Origin of the sequence: Niabella yanshanensis, assembly GCF_034424215.1 — a bacterium.
GTDB lineage: Bacteria > Bacteroidota > Bacteroidia > Chitinophagales > Chitinophagaceae > Niabella > Niabella yanshanensis.
This window is the reverse complement of sequence record NZ_CP139960.1, coordinates 3785617-3804289: the sequence shown is the minus strand read 5'-3', so window position 1 is coordinate 3804289 and position 18673 is coordinate 3785617. Positions and strand designations below refer to the sequence as shown.

The window sequence follows — 18673 nt, the reverse complement described above, 5'->3', positions numbered from 1 at the left end:
TCTCTTGAGAGATTTCTCCCTCGTAGCCTCTGGCTAAGATGGCCGAAATGACGCCTTCACTTTATTCTCTGTAAACCTACCCCTTCAACTGCTGTATCTTTTTATTCTCAATACCCAATCCCTTTGCAAAGCTGAGCAAGTTGTTTAAAAAGCCTTTGTCTTGCCCCGTTGCTGATGTTTGAATACGGGCTACTAATGCTGCTATAGAAAGATTCTTGATATCCTCGCTGCTTACATCATATTTATCAGCCAGGTTGCGGATCTTACTAATTATGTTCTCTTCGCCATCACCCTGGCCTAAAAGATTATCAGACAGCTGCGATAAATGATAAGAATTATCGATCAGCTTATCCAATCCCTTACCATTAGAAACCTGGCGCACCACATTATCAAAGAACGTATTATCGCCCCCCACAATGTCGATCTTCGCATTTCTGAAGGCATCGCCTAATACGCTGGCCTGCGCCTCCGCAATGTCTTTCTGGATATGGATCTCAGCCAAAGCAATTTCCTTATCCTTCTGCAACGTAAGACGGAACTCCTCATGCTCTTTACCTGCATCATTCAGCTTCTTGATCGCCATTGATTTTTCATCGATACCTTTTGCCTCAGCCACAATTTTTTCACGGATCACTTCAGCTTCGGCCAAACCTTCTTTGCGTTTGGCTTCTGCCCTGGCTTCAATACCCGCCGCTTCAGCAATCGCCGTTTTTTCAATCACTGCTGCATCAACCAGACCTTGTCTTTCCAATGCCTCAGCCTTAGCAAGCATTACCTGCGCTTCAGACATGCCTACAGTTGCCTCTTCTTTGGCCTTAGCATCAGCAATTACTTTACGCGCCTCCGCTTCTTTACCGGCAGCTTCTTTGCGGGCATTCGCTTCAATCAATACTTTCTGCGCTTCGTGAGCGGCCGCTTTCTCCTGCGATTCAGCTTTCTTCACTTCTTCTATCATCTTAGCCTCAGCATCCTGACTTGCCTTAATAACAGCCGCGTCTTTCAAGCGATTCGCCTCCTTCAGCACCTGTACATCTTTTATTTTTTCCTGCTCTTCTACCACTGTTTTTTCTAACGCCACCCTTTCACGAATCGCATCCTGAATATTTTTCTTTTCGATCTCAACGGCCTTATCTTTTTCAATACCGGCTAACGCCACCACCCGCTCACGCTCGGTCAGCTCCAGGTATTTATCTTTCAATACACGTTCTGTTTCTACGGCTTCTGCACGTTCTTTATTTTTAGCTGCAATAATTACCTGCCTTAACTTATTCTCTTCCTGTATCAACAGCTGTTCTTCTGTTTGTATCCTGATCCTTTCCGAACGCAGGCGTTCCGTTTCTTTCACCGAATCAATTTCTGCCTGCTCACGCGATTTAATATTTTCAATTTCCCTGCGTTGCGATTCTTCTTTTTCTTTTAACTGGCGCTCTAATTCCAATATCGCTTCGCGGGTTTCTACATCCTGCTTCTTAATGGTGCGTTCTTCATCCCTGCGGATCTGGTTCGCTTTTATGTTTTGCACGGCGGTTAACTCCGTAATTTTTTTAATACCTTCTGCATCCAGTATATTTTCCCTGTCCAATAGCTCTACACGGGTTTGTTCCAGGTAATCTATGGCACAATCATCTAATACATATCCGTTCAAATCGGTACCTATAATATTGATGATCTCTTCCCTGAACTCCCGGCGGGCTTCATACAGTTCTATGAAATCAAATTTCTTACCAACTGTTTTCAGAGCCTCGGAGAATTTAGACTCAAAGAGATCCGTTAATGTTTCATGAGAAGAAGCCCTGTCGGTGCCAATCGTTTGCGCCACGTTAATGATATCATCTACAGACTTATTTACCCTTACGAAGAATGCTACTTTGATATCGGCCCGCATATTGTCTTTACAGATCAACCCTTCCCGGCCCATACGCTCTATATCCAGCTTTTTTACAGATATATCCATTACCTCCTGCTTATGCAGGATAGGGATAACCAGGCCGGCATTGAAAAATACTTTTACGCCTCCCTGGCCGGTACGGATCAGCACTTTACCCTGGCTTACTTTTTTGTACATTGAAATGAGCCAGAAAATAAGCCCGATAACGACAAGCACTAAGAAAGCAGCAGTAATGTAGAACGAGTAATTCATAAATTGAGTTGTTTTAATAGTTATAGGTTGTAAGATTGTACTAAATAAAATTTTTCATCGGAGGAAGCTTCGAGTATGATCACCTGCTCTCCTGTTTTATATTCTTCATCGGTCATTGATTTCGCATAGACGCGGATCACATCGCTTTCATGTTTGAGCTCTATCTGTCCTATCTTATTTTGCCTGATGGCGGCCACTACGGTACCTACTTTGCCAATAAAGTCGATGCTTTGCTCGCCCTTATGATTGAACATGCGATATAGCTTTAAAAAAGGCATGGCCACTACTTTAGTTAATAGTAGCCCTGCTATAAATGCAGGCAGGTATAATACAAATCCAATCCATTTATTTTCCCACCCCAGTAAGGGCGTCACGTTTACCATAATGAGCCACATAAAAATACTCACCAATGACAGGATAAAAAGAATAGGGAGCTCCCCGATATAAAAGAATTTCAAAACACTATCCCAGGCGCTATCACCACTATGCTGCGTTTCGGGGTGATCATGATCTAAATCCGCGTCCGCATCGGTCACGTCTAAATCAAGACCCGTAAAAATGGTAATGATCCAGTAAATAGCAAACAATATGGCGAACAGCGTTGCTATAAAATTTACTTTGGAAAAGGCGATGTGAAAAAACTCCTGCATGTTGGTTTGGATTTGATGTGATGATTGATAGTTAGTTCTTCATATACAAGCCACCCGACCATCCGGCCTGTTTTTTACGATGCAGCGCATCACCAATTACAGGTTCGGTTCTTTTGTTTCGTATTTCAAGCAGCCAATAAATAAAATTTCCGGCTACGCTTAATAAAATGATGATCAAAATCCATACAACACGCATATTACCTTTTTCGAGCAGCGGATTTTGGGCTGCGTGAAGCACAAAATAAACAGTGCTTAGTATAAAAAGTACAGGAAGCACAAAAGCTGCGAGAAGTAAGGCATCCATGTTATTTAAAAAGCTAACCGGTAACCATTCTGCCTTGTGGCCATGATTAATACTCCCGAATACCGAAACAAAAAAAGCAAAATAACCAATAAAACAAAGGGCAGCGAGTAGTACCGGCGCTACAGCCAGAAAGGTTTGGACCGGCTTATTATCAAGTAGCTTCATTGTTTAATTTTTTTTATGGAAACATCGGATATCAATCAGGAGGATGGGCTATCCTGTTCTTTAGCATTGTCAATGCCCAGTTGGCTTTTCAGTTTAGCCAGTTCATCGTCAACTGAAATCTCTTCAATGATCTTGTTTACTTTTTCATCGTTACTTTCTTCTTTCTGGTTCATTTCCCCATAAGCCTGCGCCAGTGCTTCCTCATCCAATACTTTGTCCTTCATACGTTCCAGCATAGAAGCCACACTATTGGAATCCATCTTCATCAGCTGTTTATTGATCTGCTGCGTAGCGTTACTTACTTTAACCCTGGCCTTCAGTGTTTTCAATTCGCTCTCCCATTGGGTAATGCTCAGCTTGATCTTGGTAACATTGCCTTCCAGCGCGGTTACCTGCTGTTGCAAAGATGCCACCTGCAGATCCGCTTCGGTTATTCTTCTGGTAATATCCGCTTTCTTTCTGAGGTTTTCCTTTACCAGCTGGTCAGCTTCTTCAATTGATACTGCGCCTTCCTGTGCTTTCTTGAGCAATAATACTGATTTGTTGTGTATAGTTTCCTGCTCTTCACGATATTGTTTCAACTCATTTCCCCTGCGTATATGCATGGCTTTTACTTCTGCCAATGCCCTGTTAGCCTGATCCAGCTCGGTATGCAGGTCCCTCAACCCCTGTTCTATCATTTTGATAGGGTCTTCGAGTTTATCAATGGCCGAATGAGTTTCCGCCTGTCCTATTTTAAAAAGTCTTTGAAAAATATTCATGGCATTCTTTTTAATGATGATTAATTATTTGCTGAACTTCATTATTTCATTGGAATATTCTGAAAGTAACAGCGATAACGAGTTAATGGTGGTCTCCAGTTCGCGCTTGTCAAGCGACTCTACCTGTAATGTGTTTCGGAATATCACTTTTTCGCCGGTTTCATCCAGCACAAAAGCGCCGTGCACAATATCCCTGTTTTTGATTAGCAACTCCCGGTAAACCGAGTCGCTATTACAATTAAACAGGTACTGTTCAACAATTAAAATTGGGTTAGCAACGCCCAGTACCATATTTCTTATTCCATATTCCTGCTTGTCTATAACGATGATACCATCGTTTTCATTTTCGTATAAAACTTCATAGTCAAGCTCGGTAACATAGTTTTTCACTTTACTAAAAAAGCTCTCCATTCAGTGTGTTTTAAGTTTTTTACAAATAGATTGCGCAATCTGAAAACAAATCTACAAATAGTTTTTCAAATATGCAAATATTATTAGCAATAAATCTATAAAATGTTATTTTTATTTGCAATAATGTTACTTATTTTTGCTAAAACGGAATAAGCATGTCGAATTTTGGTTCTAATATTAAAAAGATAAGGAGCTTAAAGAATTATACACAGCAACACCTGGCAGATATACTGGGCCTGACCCGCGCCGCTGTAAGTTCTTACGAGGAAGGGAGAGCAGAACCGAAAATAGAGACGCTGATGCGGGCTTCGCAGATATTTGGTGTCAGCGTAGATGATTTTATCAATAAAAAATTAACCGTTAACGAAGTCTCCCACTTTAAAGTGCCCGAAATCGCTCCCAAAATATCCAGTGACGAGAATCCTGACGTCCTGTTCCCCGAAAATGCCAACTGGGTTAGCATTAAAAATGCTACTATTATTGACAACAAGTTTCAGGAAAGTCAAATATTATTAGCAAAGGTGGGCGAACTCAATGCTTCTGAACCCCAAATTATTTATACCGGCGATACTGTATTTATTGCTTCGGCTAAAAAGATAGATCGCAGCTGCCTTATAATCGGAGACCATACAATTGCAATAAGTGATATTACCCTGGTGAAAACGATCCTCGGTTGGTACCAGCCTTTAAGCCAGGAGACCGGCGGCAATATTTTTGAAGAGCTGGATGCGATCAAAAGCAGGCTGACTGAATTAGAGAGGAAGATTTCGGGTTAAGGGTTGCGTGCCTACGGCACTACAAATAGGGAACCTATCAGCTGCCGACATACTGTCCTTAACAGACACAGCGCTTTTTCATAAAACGGCATAAATTATACCTTCAGTCCTGTATTGAATTACATGATACCTGCAAAACGAATTGTAGATGCAGTATCATAACTGGTTCGCGTTCCATTTCTTTTCGACTAAATTAGCAGTAAAAACACTGAGATTAATAGATATTCCTGGTTGAAAAGATAATTATATGAACAATAGTTACAAGCAGTTTTTAGCAGCTGTTAAACTTCAGATTGGTGAAGCCCAGATCAGGGTAGTTAATGCAGCCAATAGTCAAATGCTGTTATTATACTGGAGCCTGGGACAACATATTCTGCAACACCAACCGGATAAAGGTTGGGGGCAAAAATTATCGACTTATTGGCCAAAGACTTAAAAACCGAGTTTCCAAAACTGAAAGGGTTTTCTGTACGAAATCTTAAGTACATGCGTAAGTTTGCGATGGACTATCCGCCGACTGTTGTAGAACAACTGCCAATAGCTTCTGAGTAGATCCGTACAGAAAAGCCCAGTATTACAAAGGTTTAAAAAACGCTTACCACATTTGTGCAGCAGGTTGCTGCACAAATGAATTACAATGAATTGTTCCTGCAATCAATTTTAGCCAGAATAACCTGGTCTCACCACCTGGTATTAATGGATAAAGTGCCCAACATAGGGCATAGACGCTGGTATATGCTTCATGTTATAGAACACGGTATTAGCAGAAATATTTTAGGCCTTCAAATTGAGGGTGGTTTATTCAAAAGACAAATCAAGGCTAAAAAAATCACTAATTTTAAAAGAACGCTTCCTCCCGCTCAGTCAGACATGGCCAATTATCTCTTAAAAGATCCATACCTTTTCGATTTTGTACAGGCTAAAGAAAACGCTGACGAAAGAGACGTAGAATATCAATTAGCCAATCATGTTACCAGATTTCTCCTCGAAATGGGCAAAGGCTTTCATTAGCCGGCAACAGCATTTTTTCTGATCGCCGGCAGCGACTTTTATACCGACTTGATTTTTTATCATATCAGGTTGAGGTGCTACGTAGTAGTGGAGCTTAAAGCACGCCCTTTTCAACCGGGTGATGCCAGCCAGCTGAATTTCTACGTAAATGTAGTTAACGATGTATTAAAGACTAAAGACGATAACCCAACGATTGGACTTTTATTATGTAAGGCAAAAACGAAGTTGTAGCTGAGTATAGCTTAATGGGAATGTCGAATGCTTTGGGTATTTCCGACTATCAACTATCTAAAGCGGTACCTGACGAGATCAAATCTCAGCTGCCTGACATTAAAGAAATTGAAAAAGAACTAAAGGAGCTGGATTAATTTTATAAAAAAATCTGCTCCTTCATCTCATAGCGATTTTAGGATATCTTACTCCAGATGGTCTTTCCTTTTTGCGATTGCAGGAACTCTTTTAACGGCGCATTTTCGGGTTTAGACAAGTCGGGGTCATCCGTGAGTATTTCTTCGGTTACTTTTTTGGCGGCATCCACCATGGCCCGGTCGTTGACAATATTAGCCAGCTTGAAATCTACCACACCGCTTTGACGGGTACCTTCAATATCGCCCGGACCACGTAGCTCCAGGTCTTTTTCAGCTATAACAAAACCATTATTAGTGGAGGTCATGATCTTCATACGCTCACGCGCTACATTGCCCAGCTTTTTACCGGTAAGCAAAATACAATAGCTTTTTTCAGCGCCCCGTCCTACCCTGCCGCGCAGCTGATGTAATTGAGAGAGACCAAATTTTTCGGCGCTTTCAATCACCATAACGGATGCATTAGGCACATTCACACCTACCTCAATAACAGTTGTAGAAACCATGATCTGCGTATCATGCTCTACAAAGCGTCGCATATTCTCTTCTTTTTGTATCGCTGGTTGTTTGCCGTGCACCATGCTGATCCAGTACTGGGGCTCGGGAAAATAAGTTTTGATCTCATCATAGCCCCGCATCAGGTTTTCATAATCAAGCTTGTCACTTTCCTCTATCAACGGGAAGATCACATATACCTGTCTTCCCAAAGCGATCTCCGCTTTCAAGAAATCCATGACGTTACTACGATCGTGATCGAGGCGGTGCACCGTTTGTATAGGTTGCCGGCCAGGTGGTAACTCATCAATAACACTATAATCCAGGTCGCCATAAGCCGTCATCGCCAAAGTACGGGGTATCGGTGTCGCCGTCATTACCAATACATGTGGCGGAGTATGATTTTTCTCCCAAAGCCGTGCTCTTTGCGCTACACCAAAACGGTGCTGTTCATCTACAATTACCAATCCCAGGTTCTGAAACTGAACAGAATCTTCAATTACGGCATGTGTGCCAATCAGCAATTGAATGCGCCCCTCAGCAACGCCCGGTAAAATCGTTTTCCTTTCTTTTGCTTTCACCGAGCCTGTAAGCAAAGCTACGCCGATATCCATATCCTTTAAAAGAGACGCAATACCCTGGAAATGCTGCCGGGCCAGGATCTCGGTAGGCGCCATCAATACGGATTGATAGCCATTATCTGCCGCCAGCAACATGCAAAGCAGGGCTACTATAGTTTTACCGCTGCCTACATCTCCCTGTAGTAAGCGGTTCATTTGCTTGCCACGGGCCGTATCGTTTCTTATTTCTTTTAACACCCGCTTTTGTGCACCTGTTAACTCAAAAGGCAGGTACTGATTGTAAAAGGTATTGAAATAATTGCCCACAGCATCAAAGACCACTCCCTTTGAAAACCGGTGCCGTTGCGATCGTAAGAGGTTCATACGCATCTGGGCCAGGAAAATCTCTTCGAATTTCAACCTGCGTAACGCGGCTTCATAGTGCTTTTGTGTTTGGGGAAAATGGATCTGCTGGTAAGCGTCAAATCGCGGCATGAGCTTCAGCTCTTCAATCATTTTTTGAGGAAAGTTCTCAGGAATATCCTGTGGCTTCACATGAGGCAATAACAGTTGTGTGAGCTTACCTAATTGTCGCCCACCCAGATTTTTTGATTTGAGTTTTTCTGTGGAAGGATAAATAGGTTCCAAATAGGCCTTACCTTCTATTTTCTCCGGCGACCATGCTTCAATTTCGGGGTGGACCAGCTGCGGCTTGCTCATAAACCAGGAAAGCTTTCCATAAACAATATAAGCCTTCCCCGGTTGCAGCATTTTTTGAATCTGGTTAATAGCGCTAAACCATACTACTTCAACCGTTCCGGTTTTATCTCTTATCTGGGAAACAAGCCGGCGCCCCCTGTTTTGACCGATAACCTGGAAAGGCTCCAGCACACCCGCAAACTGCAGGTACTCATCTGCTGGCGTAGCTTCACCGATAGGCGTAAACTTTGTTTTATCTACGTGCCGGAATGGAAAGTGCTGCAGCAGGTCGTTGAACGTAAAAATGCCTAATTCTTTTTGTAGCAGTTCCGCACGTTGAGGCCCTACGCCTTTCAGGTAGGCAATCGGACTGGATAATATTTGTGAATATTGTGTTATGCTGTAAAAGTTACGACCGCGAATTTAAATGGTATGCCTGATAAAAAGTGCGAAACTATATTGTCTTGCAGATGACCTGGCGAATAGCAGCAAAGCAAACAAGAACCACCCACGCTACCCATCCGGACAATCGATGTATTATACTTATTTTTGGGCTCAGGGTTAACCAGGCATAAAGGACTATTCATTTTGAACGATGTAATAAAAACAGAGCGTTTTCTCCACCCCGGCAGTTTGAAGGAGCTTAATGAGGCTTACTACCTTATACTTTTATTTGATGGGGCTGCCAGGTTTTCTATAGATTTTACCGGTTATGACTGTACCGGGAAAAGTCTTGTTTTTTTGTCACCTTACCAATTACTTCAATGGAACGCAGGCAATCAACCTGTGGTAGACCTGCTCCGCTTTCACGGAGATTTTTACTGTATCGAATATCACAAAGAAGAAGTTGCCTGTAACGGCATTCTCTTTAACAATATTTATGAAAAACCACTGATTTCCGTACCTGATGTGGTTTTTGAAGAAATAGCTACTGTTTTTCAAAAAATAAATGCTATAGAAGATTCCCGGCAAAGCGCTGATTTATCTATCTTAAGATCGTACCTGCAACTGATACTGGCATTAAGCAGCAAAGAAAAACAATTGGATATTGCTGCAAATCGTCTGGCTTATCATGATAAAAACAGCCTGGCTTCTTTCCAAAGTTTGCTGGAAAAAAATTTTATTGCAAGCAGAGCGGTTTCCTTTTATGCAGCGCATTATGGCTTGTCGGTAGATGCCTTTAGCAAGCAAGTGAAAAAGCGCTTTGGTAAAACTCCATCTACACTTATTCAGGAGCGACTCATACTTGAATCAAAAAGACTGATCCATTTAACCTTTAAAAGCATTAAGGAGATCTCCACCGAGCTGGGATTTGCAGATGAGTTTTATTTTAGCCGTTTCTTTAAAAAAGCGGTGGGCGTGTCCCCAAAAACTTTCCGTGAAAAAGTAGGGATTTCTATTGCGGCAAAATAGTCTATGCATTATCCGCATTCATCCATTCTTCACCTAGCCTGTACCGACTAATTTCGACCTGAATCTAAAATACAGTATATGGAAAATTTATTCAGGTTTTTTGCTTCATGGCAAAGCCTATTTGTCGACTTTTTAAGAATAGCAATATTTATCGTAATGGCCTGGATAGGAGGTTTGAAGGCATTCCAATATGAAGCCGATGGCATTGTGCCTTTTGTAACTAACAGTCCGCTAATGAGCTTCTTTTACAAAAATTCAGGCAAGACCGCCATCAACAGCGAAGGCAAAACCGTTCCGCAATACACTGTTTACAAAAATGCAGAAGGGCAAACTGTACAAAAAAATATTGACTGGCATAAAGACAACAGGACCTACATTTTTTCGTATGGGTTGGGTTCGGTTATTCTGTTAATCGGTATGTTGGTTCTGGCAGGAATCTGGTTTCCCCGGATCGGCTTTTGGGGAGGCCTTTTAACGGCAGGTATGTCTGTAGTGACTTTATCTTTTTTAATTACCACACCGGAAGTGTACGTACCCGACCTGGGAGGTGACTTTCCTACTCCGCAACATGGATTTCCCTATTTGTCAGGGGCGGGGCGCCTGGTACTAAAAGACATTATTATGATGGCTGCCGGGCTGGTGATAGCAGCAGACAGTGCACGCACTACTTTAAAAGGATCTATTACCCATTAAATCAACCAACTCAGCCTGCCCGCGAACCAGGTTCAACAGGGTTATACTTTCGTTATTACTGACAATCTAATAACAAGCATAAAAAAAATCCCGCAGAAGCGGGATTTAATATTTTAATATCTGTTGATCTGCTCTTTTAATAACTTGCGCGCAAAGTGAATGCGACTCTTTATTGTACCCAGCGGTTCATCCAGGTATTCAGAAATTTCCTGGTATTTATACCCTTCAAAATATAATTTAAAAGGCACTTTAAAAGTTTCAGGAAGCGCTTCCACTGCTGCTTCAATTTCTTTCTGCCTCAAACTGCTTTCTGCCGAATTAGCTACAGACACCTGCCTCAAATTGATGAGGTAATCTTCGGGTGTATTATCGAAAACCGTTCTGCGTTTAGCATTACGACGATAATCGTTAATAAATATATTACGCATGATCGTAAATAACCATGCCTTGATATTAGTACCCGAATTGTACTTTTCTTTATTTGCCAGCGCCTTATACAGGGTCTCCTGGTAAAGGTCGTTCGCCGTCTCGTTATTTTTTGTAAGGTTAACAGCAAAGGGTTTCAAAAACCCTGCATTGTCAACCAATAAATCGCTGAACTCTTTTTCTTTTTCCATACTGCCCGGGGTTTATTCTTGTGAAGAAATGTGACCAAAATTAATGCTTAAACATCAATCCTTTCTGGCTTGCGGAAAATATTACAAAAACTTTACCGAACACGATTGCGTGACAATACTACAGTTTCCATTTTAGTAATCTTTACCAAATGGCAGTTTTTTACTGCTACACTGCCATTTAAGCCGTCAAAATCAGGTCGCCGGGATATAGACGTATTCTGTACCTTAAAAGTTCGCTACTCTAAAATATTAATTATGAGACCTCTAAATTATTTAGACGACACAAATTCCTTGGGTTGTTTAAACCATTCTTCAGGTGGTAACGACTTAAAATAGTTGTAGGTATCCTTCAGCCCTTCCGCGCGGTTTACCTTCGGCTCCCAATTAAGGATGGCTTTTGCCTTGGTGATATCTGGTTTTCTTTGTTTGGGATCATCCACCGGCAATGGTTTGTAAATAATTTTTACCGCATTGCCCGTCAAAGACAATACTTCTTCAGCAAAATCTTTAAGTGAAATCTCATCCGGGTTACCAATGTTAACCGGATTTACATAATCGCTTAACAATAAACGATATATACCTTCAACCAGGTCGCTTACATAGCAAAAGCTACGGGTTTGAGACCCATCGCCAAAAACAGTAATATTTTCACCCCTTAAAGCCTGGCCAATGAATGCCGGAAGTGCGCGACCATCATTCAGGCGCATACGCGGGCCATAGGTATTAAAAATCCGAATGATGCGTGTTTCGACTTTATGAAAGGTATGATAAGCCATGGTAATCGACTCCATATATCGTTTGGCTTCATCATATACCCCTCTTGGGCCGACTGGGTTCACATTTCCCCAATATTCCTCAGTTTGAGGATGAATGAGCGGATCTCCGTAAACCTCGCTGGTAGACGCTACCAGAATGCGGGCTCCTTTGGCTTTAGCCAAACCCAGGCAATTGTGCGTACCCATGGCGCCCACTTTCAGTGTTTGTATGGGAATTTTGAGATAGTCTATCGGGCTGGCCGGAGACGCAAAATGCAGAATATAATCTAAGCTTCCCGGAACATGTATGTATTTAGTAACGTCATGGTGATAAAACTCGAAATCCGGATTGGGAAAAAGATGTTCCAGGTTTTTCAGGTCACCGGTGATCAGGTTGTCCATAGCTATTACATGATAGCCTTCTTTTATAAACCGGTCGCACAGGTGAGAGCCCAAAAAGCCGGCGGCTCCTGTAATTAATACTCTTTTCTTCATTTCTTAGTTTTTACCGTTGACAATTTTACGCCCGATACTATTGTAATAAAATCCCAGCTCTTCCATTTTTTCCAGGCTGTATACATTTCTTCCGTCAAATACTACCTTAGACTTCAGATTTTTCACCATACGCTCAAAATCAGGATTTCTGAACTCGCTCCATTCTGTAACGATTAATAAAGCATCTGCCTCTTTCAAGCCCGTGTACTGATCTCTCGCATATTTGATTTTATTACCAAATATAGCTTTTACATTGGCCATTGCTTCAGGATCGAAAACGGTAACTTCAGCGCCAGCATTCAAAATCTCATTAATTAGTTCCAGGGCCGGGGCATCCCTGATGTCGTCAGTTTCGGGTTTAAATGCCAAGCCCCACATCGCGAATTTTTTACCTTTCAGGCTATTCTTGTAGAACCTTTTTATTTTTCCGAACAAAACTTTCTTCTGGTTTTTATTCACCTTCATCACCGTGTCAAGCAGCTTAAAGTCGTACTTATTTTGCTTTGACGTATGATGAAGCGCTAATACATCTTTTGGAAAGCAACTTCCCCCATACCCTATGCCCGGGAAAAGAAACCGCTTACCAATTCGGCTATCGCTACCGATACCAATACGAACCAGGTCAACATTAGCTCCTGTTAGTTCACAAAGATTAGCCACCTCGTTCATATAAGAAATACGCATGGCCAGGTAAGAATTGGCTACATATTTGGTCATTTCTGAGCTGCGCTCATCCATAAAATAGATTGGATTGCCCTGGCGTACAAATGGCTGATACAGCTCATTCATTACGTCACGCGCGCGATCAGAAGAAGTGCCAATGACCACCCTGTCGGGCTTTAAAAAGTCGTCGACAGCAATACCTTCCCGTAAAAATTCGGGGTTGGACACTACATCAAAAAGTTCGGGTGCCAGCTTTCTTCCAAGGACTTCCGCCACTTTCTCCGCAGTCCCCACAGGAACAGTGCTTTTATTTACGATTACTTTATATTCTTTGATGATCTCCGACAGATCTTCGGCTACATTCAAAATATATTTAAGGTCAGCAGAACCATCCTCCCCCGGAGGAGTAGGTAGCGCCAAAAAGATGATATCCGATTTATCTATTGCCGCTTTCAGGTCTGTAGTGAAAAGAATGCGTTTTTCTTTTATGTTTCGCTGCAGCAATACATCCAACCCCGGTTCATATATAGGACATTTCCCTTTTTTCAACTGGTCAATTTTTGCTTTGTTTACATCGACACAGTTTACAACATTTCCGGTTTCAGCAAAACAGGTCCCGGTTACTAACCCTACATAACCTGTTCCGACTACAGCTATTTTCATATTAAAATTTTATTGATAAACTGTTGCCGATTGACTCAACCGACAACTTAGAAGGCTTTATTAATTTGGTTTATGATCAGCAAATGTATCTTTAAAAATAAAGATTGTGTACCATTTGAATAATTTATTTTCCGCAATTTTGTTATAATAGTTTTTTTAGATATTCACCATAACCGCTTTTAATCAACTCATCGCCTAAAACATTCAGTTTCTCTTTCGTAATGAACCCGTTACGCCAGGCTATCTCTTCTATACATCCTATTTTAGTTCCCTGCCGTTTTTCAATCACCCGAACAAATTCGGCGGCATCGGTTAACGAGTCGAAGGTTCCTGTATCCAGCCAGGCGGTACCCCTGTCCAAAACTGCAACATGTAGCTTCTCCTCCTTCAGGTAAATTTTGTTTACATCTGTAATTTCATATTCGCCGCGGGCTGAAGGTTCTAACTGCCGCGCAATGTCAACAACAGAATTGTCATAAAAATAAAGTCCCGGAACTGCAAAATTGGATTTAGGCTGTTGAGGCTTTTCTTCTATAGAAATGGCCTTCCTGTTGTCATCAAACTCAACTACGCCGTATCTCTCGGGATCGCTTACCTGGTAGGCAAAAACATACCCGCCCTCTACATCTGTTAATTTCTTTAGCTGGGTTCCTAAACCAGATCCATAAAAAATATTATCTCCTAAAACAAGAGCGACCTTATCATTTCCGATAAATTCGGCCCCAATAACAAAAGCTTGCGCCAGGCCGTTAGGCACTTCCTGCACCGCATACTCAAACCTGCAACCAATTCGGGATCCATCTCCTAATAATCTTTGAAAACCGGCATTATCCTCCGGAGTAGTAATAATTAACACCTCGTTGATACCTGCCATCATTAATACAGACAAGGGATAATAGATCATCGGCTTATCATAAATAGGCATTAGCTGCTTACTGATAGCCTTCGTAATGGGATATAAGCGCGTACCGGATCCGCCGGCCAGGATAATTCCTTTCATTTCTGTTGATTAGATTTAAGGTATAATGGACAGGGGCAGGTTATTCTGCGTACTGTTTATTATAATAGTTCTGATAATCACCACTGGTTACATTTTCAAGCCATTCTTTATTGCTTAAAAACCAGTCGATGGTTTTGGACAAACCTTCTTCAAAGGTTACGGAAGGAGACCAGCCTAATTCTTTGTTGATTTTGGTGGCGTCGATCGCGTATCGTAAATCGTGACCGGGACGGTCTTTTACAAAAGTGATCAGTTGCTCACTGGTGCCTGCTTCACGGCCCAATTTTTCATCCATTTGTTGGCAAAGCAGCTTTACCAAATCAATATTCTTCCACTCATTAAAGCCTCCCACATTGTACTTCTCACTGCCTTTCCCTTCATGGAAAACCAGGTCGATGGCTCTTGCATGGTCAATTACATACAACCAATCCCGGGTGTACTTACCATCTCCATAAACCGGAAGCGGCTTATTGTTGATGATATTATGAATCATCAGCGGAATTAACTTCTCCGGGAAATGGTTAGGTCCATAATTGTTGGAGCAGTTGGTTAAAACTACAGGAAGACCATAAGTATCAGCATAAGCGTATACAAAATGATCTGAAGAAGCTTTAGATGCAGAATAAGGAGAATGAGGATCGTAAGAAGTCTCTTCTGTGAAAAAACCGGTATCCCCTAAAGCGCCGTATACCTCATCAGTTGATACATGATGAAATCTTTTGCCCTCATAATTGTCCTTCCACAGCTCTTTGGTAGCGTTCAACAGGTTTACCGTACCGATTACATTCGTATATACAAAATCTAATGGAGAGGTGATTGATCGGTCTACATGACTTTCAGCGGCAAGGTGAATAACGCCATCGGGATTATGCTTTTGAAAAACAGCTTTCACTGCTTCAGCGTCTACAATATTGGCTTTTTCAAAAATATAGTTGGGCTGATCCTGAATGTCTTTCAGATTCTCAAGGTTACCCGCGTAAGTAAGGGCATCAAGGTTCACTATTTTATAGTCAGGATACTTAGTTACAAATAATCTCACCACATGTGAGCCAATAAAACCAGCCCCACCCGTAATAACAATGGTCTTTTTAGCCATAGATTTCTAATATTTTTTTTATATAAGCCGAATAGTGTGCAAATATAACAGTATGGCCGTTTACCATGAAATTCATGTTTCACCGATGTTGCTTGCTGGTTTATCCTATTTCCTCCCTTTAAATAGTATATTTATAGCTCTTATCACATTAAATAATGAAGATACGCTACCGTTCTTTAGACATTTTCAGAGGCGCCACTGTTTGCCTCATGATCCTGGTAAATAACCCCGGCAGCTGGTCACAGATTTTCGCCCCGCTAAAACATGCTCCCTGGCATGGCCTTACGCCAACAGACCTGGTTTTCCCATTTTTCCTTTTTGCTGTTGGCAATGCTATGGCATTTGTATTGCCGCGGTTAAAAGAACAGGGCCCCGGTGTATTCTGGAGAAAAGTAATTAAACGTTCGGTCCTCATTTTTGCTATCGGTCTTTTTTTGAACTGGTACCCATTTGTAAGGTGGCACGAGGGTAGCCTGGAATTTATTAGCTGGGTAAACCAGCATAACAACGAAAAAGGGGTGCGTATTTTTGGCGTTTTACAACGTATCGCCGTATGCTACTTCTTTGCTTCAGCCATTGTTTTTTACCTGAAGCCCAAAGCAGCCTGGCTCTTCTCATTGATGCTCTTGCTGGTATACTGGGCCATTTGCCTGCTGGGTAATCCGTCAGACCCCTACAGCCTGGAGGGTTGGTTTGGCACCAATGTAGATAAACTCATCCTTGGTATTCCGCATATGTATAAAGGAGAAGGTGTAGCTTTTGACCCCGAAGGATTATTAAGCACCATACCCGCTATTGTTGAAGTGATTTTTGGCTTTTTTGTAGGATCGTATATTAAGAATACTGCGAGCTCAACAGAGCCTTCGGCTATTTATAAAATGCTGACCGGTTTATTTGTTGCAGGAGTGGCATTGCTTCTTACTGGGTTTTGCTGGGATATGGTTTTTCCTATTAATAAAAAGATATGGACCAGTTCCTATACAGTATATACCGTTGGGCTCGCCATAATCACCCTAAGCACTATGATCTATTTGATCGAAGTGAAAAACTACAAAGGCTTCCCTACCCGTTTTTTTGAAGTATTTGGCAAGAATGCCCTGTTTATTTTTTCTCTGAGCGCTTTTTTACCTAAAACTGCCGGTCTTTTCACCTCGGATGAGGGGGTTAATTTCTGGAACTTTCTTTACAGGAAGATCTATGTCAATATCCCGGGTGATCCAAAATTAGGGTCTTTGATGTATGCATTAACCGTTATCATTTTTATGTGGGCGATTTGCTGGTGGCTGGATAAGAAGAAGATCTATATAAAGGTCTAGTAGGTGATAACGAGATTCTGAAATCTCATTCTTTTCAATATTTGCCAGCTACTGAAGCCTTCCATACGCTTCAGCAGCAACATTTCGTTGGCAATGAACGTAGCGGAGAAGCTCTTCTTCTCATACTCCTCCCAGCTTTTTTTAAATTGAAAAACCTGGAGCCCTTTAGCAACAGTCACCCGGGGTATCTTATTGATCCGCGCCTCCGGGACCCGCGAAAGAGTTGCCGCCACCTGATCAGATAAAAGCTGGAGAGGTATCAGGTTTTCGATTCCTATATAAATTTCCCTTTGCTCAAGTTCACCAAAATTCTTGAGATGCAATTTAAAGGGCATTGATCCCAAGGCAATCCTGTCAATCCGATCGGTGGTTGCCTGTTCGTTGACCTCATAGTCACTAAATTCAGCCAGATAAATAAAAGCCTGCCCGCCCGCAATTACCAATCCTTTATATTGCTCATCAAACAATGTCTTTATCTCTGCAATTTTCTTCTTAATTGCTTGCGCAGGATCAATGATTAACCGGTAATCATTTAAAGGGTTATATGTGGTTATTAATTCCTGCATAATCACTTATACATAGTAATATAACAATACTTATGCCACCTGCCAATTAAAAAAATACTAAAATCATAAGCTAACCCGTTGCTACACCTATTTTTGCAGCAATTATGAACAGTCAGAATAATAACAACGGTCCGGATAAAACAAATATGCGAAACAGAAACTACTTCTCATTCTTATTCATAGGGTTAGCATTGGCAATACTGATGGTTTCCTGCACCCAGAATAATGTGAAAGAAGACAATACCCCTAAAAAGTATTTTGATGCGCATCAACTTGATGGGTGTTTTGCGTTGTATAATAATGGTACAGGGTTATTTACTGTTCATAACCTGAAACGTTACCGGGACAGCACTTATTTACCTGCTTCTACCTTTAAGATCATCAATTCTTTAATAGGCCTGCAAACAGGTAAGATCTCCAGCGATAGCATGATAATTCCCTGGGATGGCATTACCCGTAATATACCCGATTGGAACAAGGACCTGAATATGTACCAGGCATTCAGGGTTTCGTCGGTCCCCTATTACCAGGAAGTGGCCCGCCGGATTGGGAGGGATACCATGCAATTCTGGCTGGATTCGTTGAAATATGGCGCCGGCAAGGATAAGAAAACTTACAAAATCTCAAAAATAGATAGCTTCTGGCTGGATAATTCGGTTAAGATAACACCCGATCAAAATTTGGGAATAGTAAAAAAGCTGTATTTCGACGAGCTGCCCTTTTTTAAGGTATACCAGCAAAAAGTAAAGCATGCGATGTTGTTTGAAGACAATTCTAATTACAGACTTGGCTATAAAACGGGCTGGGGTTTTACGGAGAAAGGCCATGCCCTTGGCTGGATAGTAGGTTGGATTGAGGAGAATAAACATCCTTATTTCTTTGTACTAAACGTAGAATCTGCTGATCCCAACTATAATATGAAAGATGTAAGACTAAAAATTCTTAAGGATATTTTAAAAGAATATGGCTTTTTCGAAGGAGCGATGTAGAAGCCTGTTTCTTAATTTTGCTGACCTGTGTTATTGGCAGGAAAGTTGAATCATTGAGATAAACTCACCA

Annotated in this window: 18 protein-coding genes and 1 pseudogene; 7 read left to right on the top strand and 12 right to left on the bottom strand. The window is 41.6% G+C overall.

What is annotated here, in order from left to right; all coding sequences use genetic code 11:
• Positions 1-76 precede the first annotated feature (76 nt).
• Genes U0035_RS15720 through U0035_RS15700 form a run of 5 tightly spaced genes read right to left on the bottom strand, consistent with a single transcriptional unit; the run spans position 77 to position 4431 of the window.
• Entirely contained in the window at positions 77-2140 is a 2064-nt protein-coding gene (locus tag U0035_RS15720; protein ID WP_114791790.1) for a flotillin family protein, read from the bottom strand.
• A gap of 20 nt (positions 2141-2160) precedes the next feature.
• Positions 2161-2790, bottom strand: a complete 630-nt coding sequence (locus U0035_RS15715) for an OB-fold-containig protein (protein WP_114791791.1) — start codon at positions 2788-2790, stop codon at positions 2161-2163.
• Positions 2791-2821: 31 nt separating this feature from the next.
• Entirely contained in the window at positions 2822-3259 is a 438-nt protein-coding gene (locus tag U0035_RS15710) for a hypothetical protein (protein WP_114791792.1), read from the bottom strand.
• Positions 3260-3294: 35 nt separating this feature from the next.
• Complete coding sequence (locus tag U0035_RS15705) at positions 3295-4020, bottom strand: PspA/IM30 family protein (RefSeq protein WP_114791793.1); 726 nt, start codon at positions 4018-4020, stop codon at positions 3295-3297.
• A gap of 24 nt (positions 4021-4044) precedes the next feature.
• Positions 4045-4431, bottom strand: coding sequence for a YbjN domain-containing protein (locus U0035_RS15700; protein WP_114791794.1), 387 nt, complete (start codon positions 4429-4431; stop codon positions 4045-4047).
• A gap of 155 nt (positions 4432-4586) precedes the next feature.
• On the opposite strand from U0035_RS15700, the gene U0035_RS15695 reads away from it, so the two are divergent.
• The 3 genes and pseudogenes from U0035_RS15695 (at position 4587) to U0035_RS15685 (ending at position 6449) form a co-directional block, all read left to right on the top strand.
• Entirely contained in the window at positions 4587-5207 is a 621-nt protein-coding gene (locus tag U0035_RS15695; RefSeq protein ID WP_114791795.1) for a helix-turn-helix domain-containing protein, read from the top strand.
• Positions 5208-5454: 247 nt separating this feature from the next.
• Positions 5455-5643, top strand: a complete 189-nt coding sequence (locus tag U0035_RS15690; RefSeq protein ID WP_327138700.1) for a DUF1016 N-terminal domain-containing protein — start codon at positions 5455-5457, stop codon at positions 5641-5643.
• A pseudogene (locus U0035_RS15685) lies at positions 5604-6449 on the top strand (PDDEXK nuclease domain-containing protein). The gene U0035_RS15690 and the pseudogene U0035_RS15685 overlap by 40 nt, the downstream one beginning before the upstream one ends.
• A 175-nt stretch (positions 6450-6624) precedes the next feature.
• Here the strand turns inward: U0035_RS15685 and recG are convergent.
• Positions 6625-8718 (bottom strand): ATP-dependent DNA helicase RecG, encoded by a 2094-nt coding sequence (gene recG, locus U0035_RS15680; RefSeq protein ID WP_327138744.1) that lies wholly within the window; start codon positions 8716-8718, stop codon positions 6625-6627.
• 207 nt (positions 8719-8925) lie between these two features.
• Between recG and U0035_RS15675 the strand changes: the two genes are divergently transcribed.
• Positions 8926-9750, top strand: coding sequence for a helix-turn-helix domain-containing protein (locus U0035_RS15675; RefSeq protein WP_114791974.1), 825 nt, complete (start codon positions 8926-8928; stop codon positions 9748-9750).
• 78 nt (positions 9751-9828) lie between these two features.
• A complete protein-coding gene (locus tag U0035_RS15670; protein ID WP_114791797.1) occupies positions 9829-10443 on the top strand; it encodes a DUF417 family protein in 615 nt (204 codons plus the stop codon).
• A 113-nt stretch (positions 10444-10556) separates the two neighbouring features.
• Here the strand turns inward: U0035_RS15670 and U0035_RS15665 are convergent, their stop codons facing one another.
• The 5 genes from U0035_RS15665 to rfbB all read right to left on the bottom strand — a co-directional run bounded on the left by U0035_RS15665 (position 10557) and on the right by rfbB (position 15732).
• Positions 10557-11060 carry an RNA polymerase sigma factor gene (locus U0035_RS15665; protein WP_114791798.1) on the bottom strand — a complete coding sequence of 168 codons (504 nt, stop codon included), beginning with the start codon at positions 11058-11060 and terminating at the stop codon, positions 10557-10559.
• A gap of 269 nt (positions 11061-11329) precedes the next feature.
• Positions 11330-12310, bottom strand: coding sequence for a UDP-glucuronic acid decarboxylase family protein (locus U0035_RS15660; RefSeq protein ID WP_114791799.1), 981 nt, complete (start codon positions 12308-12310; stop codon positions 11330-11332).
• Between the two features lie 3 nt (positions 12311-12313).
• The gene (locus U0035_RS15655) at positions 12314-13636 is read right to left on the bottom strand and encodes a UDP-glucose dehydrogenase family protein (protein WP_114791800.1); all 1323 of its coding nucleotides are present in this window, start codon (positions 13634-13636) and stop codon (positions 12314-12316) included.
• 142 nt (positions 13637-13778) lie between these two features.
• Positions 13779-14636, bottom strand: coding sequence for a glucose-1-phosphate thymidylyltransferase RfbA (rfbA, locus tag U0035_RS15650; RefSeq protein WP_114791801.1), 858 nt, complete (start codon positions 14634-14636; stop codon positions 13779-13781).
• 40 nt (positions 14637-14676) lie between these two features.
• Positions 14677-15732: a dTDP-glucose 4,6-dehydratase gene (rfbB, locus tag U0035_RS15645; protein ID WP_114791802.1), complete on the bottom strand. Its 1056-nt coding sequence runs from the start codon at positions 15730-15732 to the stop codon at positions 14677-14679.
• 155 nt (positions 15733-15887) lie between these two features.
• Between rfbB and U0035_RS15640 the strand changes: the two genes are divergently transcribed.
• A complete protein-coding gene (locus tag U0035_RS15640) occupies positions 15888-17048 on the top strand; it encodes an acyltransferase family protein (RefSeq protein WP_114791803.1) in 1161 nt (386 codons plus the stop codon).
• Here U0035_RS15640 and U0035_RS15635 read toward each other — a convergent pair.
• Positions 17045-17614, bottom strand: coding sequence for a 2'-5' RNA ligase family protein (locus U0035_RS15635; protein WP_114791804.1), 570 nt, complete (start codon positions 17612-17614; stop codon positions 17045-17047). The two genes, U0035_RS15640 and U0035_RS15635, sit on opposite strands and share 4 nt — an antisense overlap.
• A gap of 146 nt (positions 17615-17760) precedes the next feature.
• On the opposite strand from U0035_RS15635, the gene U0035_RS15630 reads away from it, so the two are divergent.
• Entirely contained in the window at positions 17761-18603 is an 843-nt protein-coding gene (locus U0035_RS15630; protein WP_170138314.1) for a class D beta-lactamase, read from the top strand.
• The last annotated feature ends 70 nt before the right edge of the window (positions 18604-18673 follow it).

What these genes read in the sequence shown, in the direction of transcription:
- U0035_RS15720 (WP_114791790.1), bottom strand. Translation starts at nt 2,140, where the DNA reads ATGAATTACTCGTTCTACATTACTGCTGCTTTCTTAGTGCTTGTCGTT.
- U0035_RS15715 (WP_114791791.1), bottom strand. Translation starts at nt 2,790, where the DNA reads ATGCAGGAGTTTTTTCACATCGCCTTTTCCAAAGTAAATTTTATAGCA.
- U0035_RS15710 (WP_114791792.1), bottom strand. Translation starts at nt 3,259, where the DNA reads ATGAAGCTACTTGATAATAAGCCGGTCCAAACCTTTCTGGCTGTAGCG.
- U0035_RS15705 (WP_114791793.1), bottom strand. Translation starts at nt 4,020, where the DNA reads ATGAATATTTTTCAAAGACTTTTTAAAATAGGACAGGCGGAAACTCAT.
- U0035_RS15700 (WP_114791794.1), bottom strand. Translation starts at nt 4,431, where the DNA reads ATGGAGAGCTTTTTTAGTAAAGTGAAAAACTATGTTACCGAGCTTGAC.
- U0035_RS15695 (WP_114791795.1), top strand. Translation starts at nt 4,587, where the DNA reads ATGTCGAATTTTGGTTCTAATATTAAAAAGATAAGGAGCTTAAAGAAT.
- U0035_RS15690 (WP_327138700.1), top strand. Translation starts at nt 5,455, where the DNA reads ATGAACAATAGTTACAAGCAGTTTTTAGCAGCTGTTAAACTTCAGATT.
- U0035_RS15670 (WP_114791797.1), top strand. Translation starts at nt 9,829, where the DNA reads ATGGAAAATTTATTCAGGTTTTTTGCTTCATGGCAAAGCCTATTTGTC.
- U0035_RS15665 (WP_114791798.1), bottom strand. Translation starts at nt 11,060, where the DNA reads ATGGAAAAAGAAAAAGAGTTCAGCGATTTATTGGTTGACAATGCAGGG.
- U0035_RS15660 (WP_114791799.1), bottom strand. Translation starts at nt 12,310, where the DNA reads ATGAAGAAAAGAGTATTAATTACAGGAGCCGCCGGCTTTTTGGGCTCT.
- U0035_RS15655 (WP_114791800.1), bottom strand. Translation starts at nt 13,636, where the DNA reads ATGAAAATAGCTGTAGTCGGAACAGGTTATGTAGGGTTAGTAACCGGG.
- rfbA (WP_114791801.1), bottom strand. Translation starts at nt 14,636, where the DNA reads ATGAAAGGAATTATCCTGGCCGGCGGATCCGGTACGCGCTTATATCCC.
- rfbB (WP_114791802.1), bottom strand. Translation starts at nt 15,732, where the DNA reads ATGGCTAAAAAGACCATTGTTATTACGGGTGGGGCTGGTTTTATTGGC.
- U0035_RS15640 (WP_114791803.1), top strand. Translation starts at nt 15,888, where the DNA reads ATGAAGATACGCTACCGTTCTTTAGACATTTTCAGAGGCGCCACTGTT.
- U0035_RS15635 (WP_114791804.1), bottom strand. Translation starts at nt 17,614, where the DNA reads ATGCAGGAATTAATAACCACATATAACCCTTTAAATGATTACCGGTTA.
- U0035_RS15630 (WP_170138314.1), top strand. Translation starts at nt 17,761, where the DNA reads ATGCGAAACAGAAACTACTTCTCATTCTTATTCATAGGGTTAGCATTG.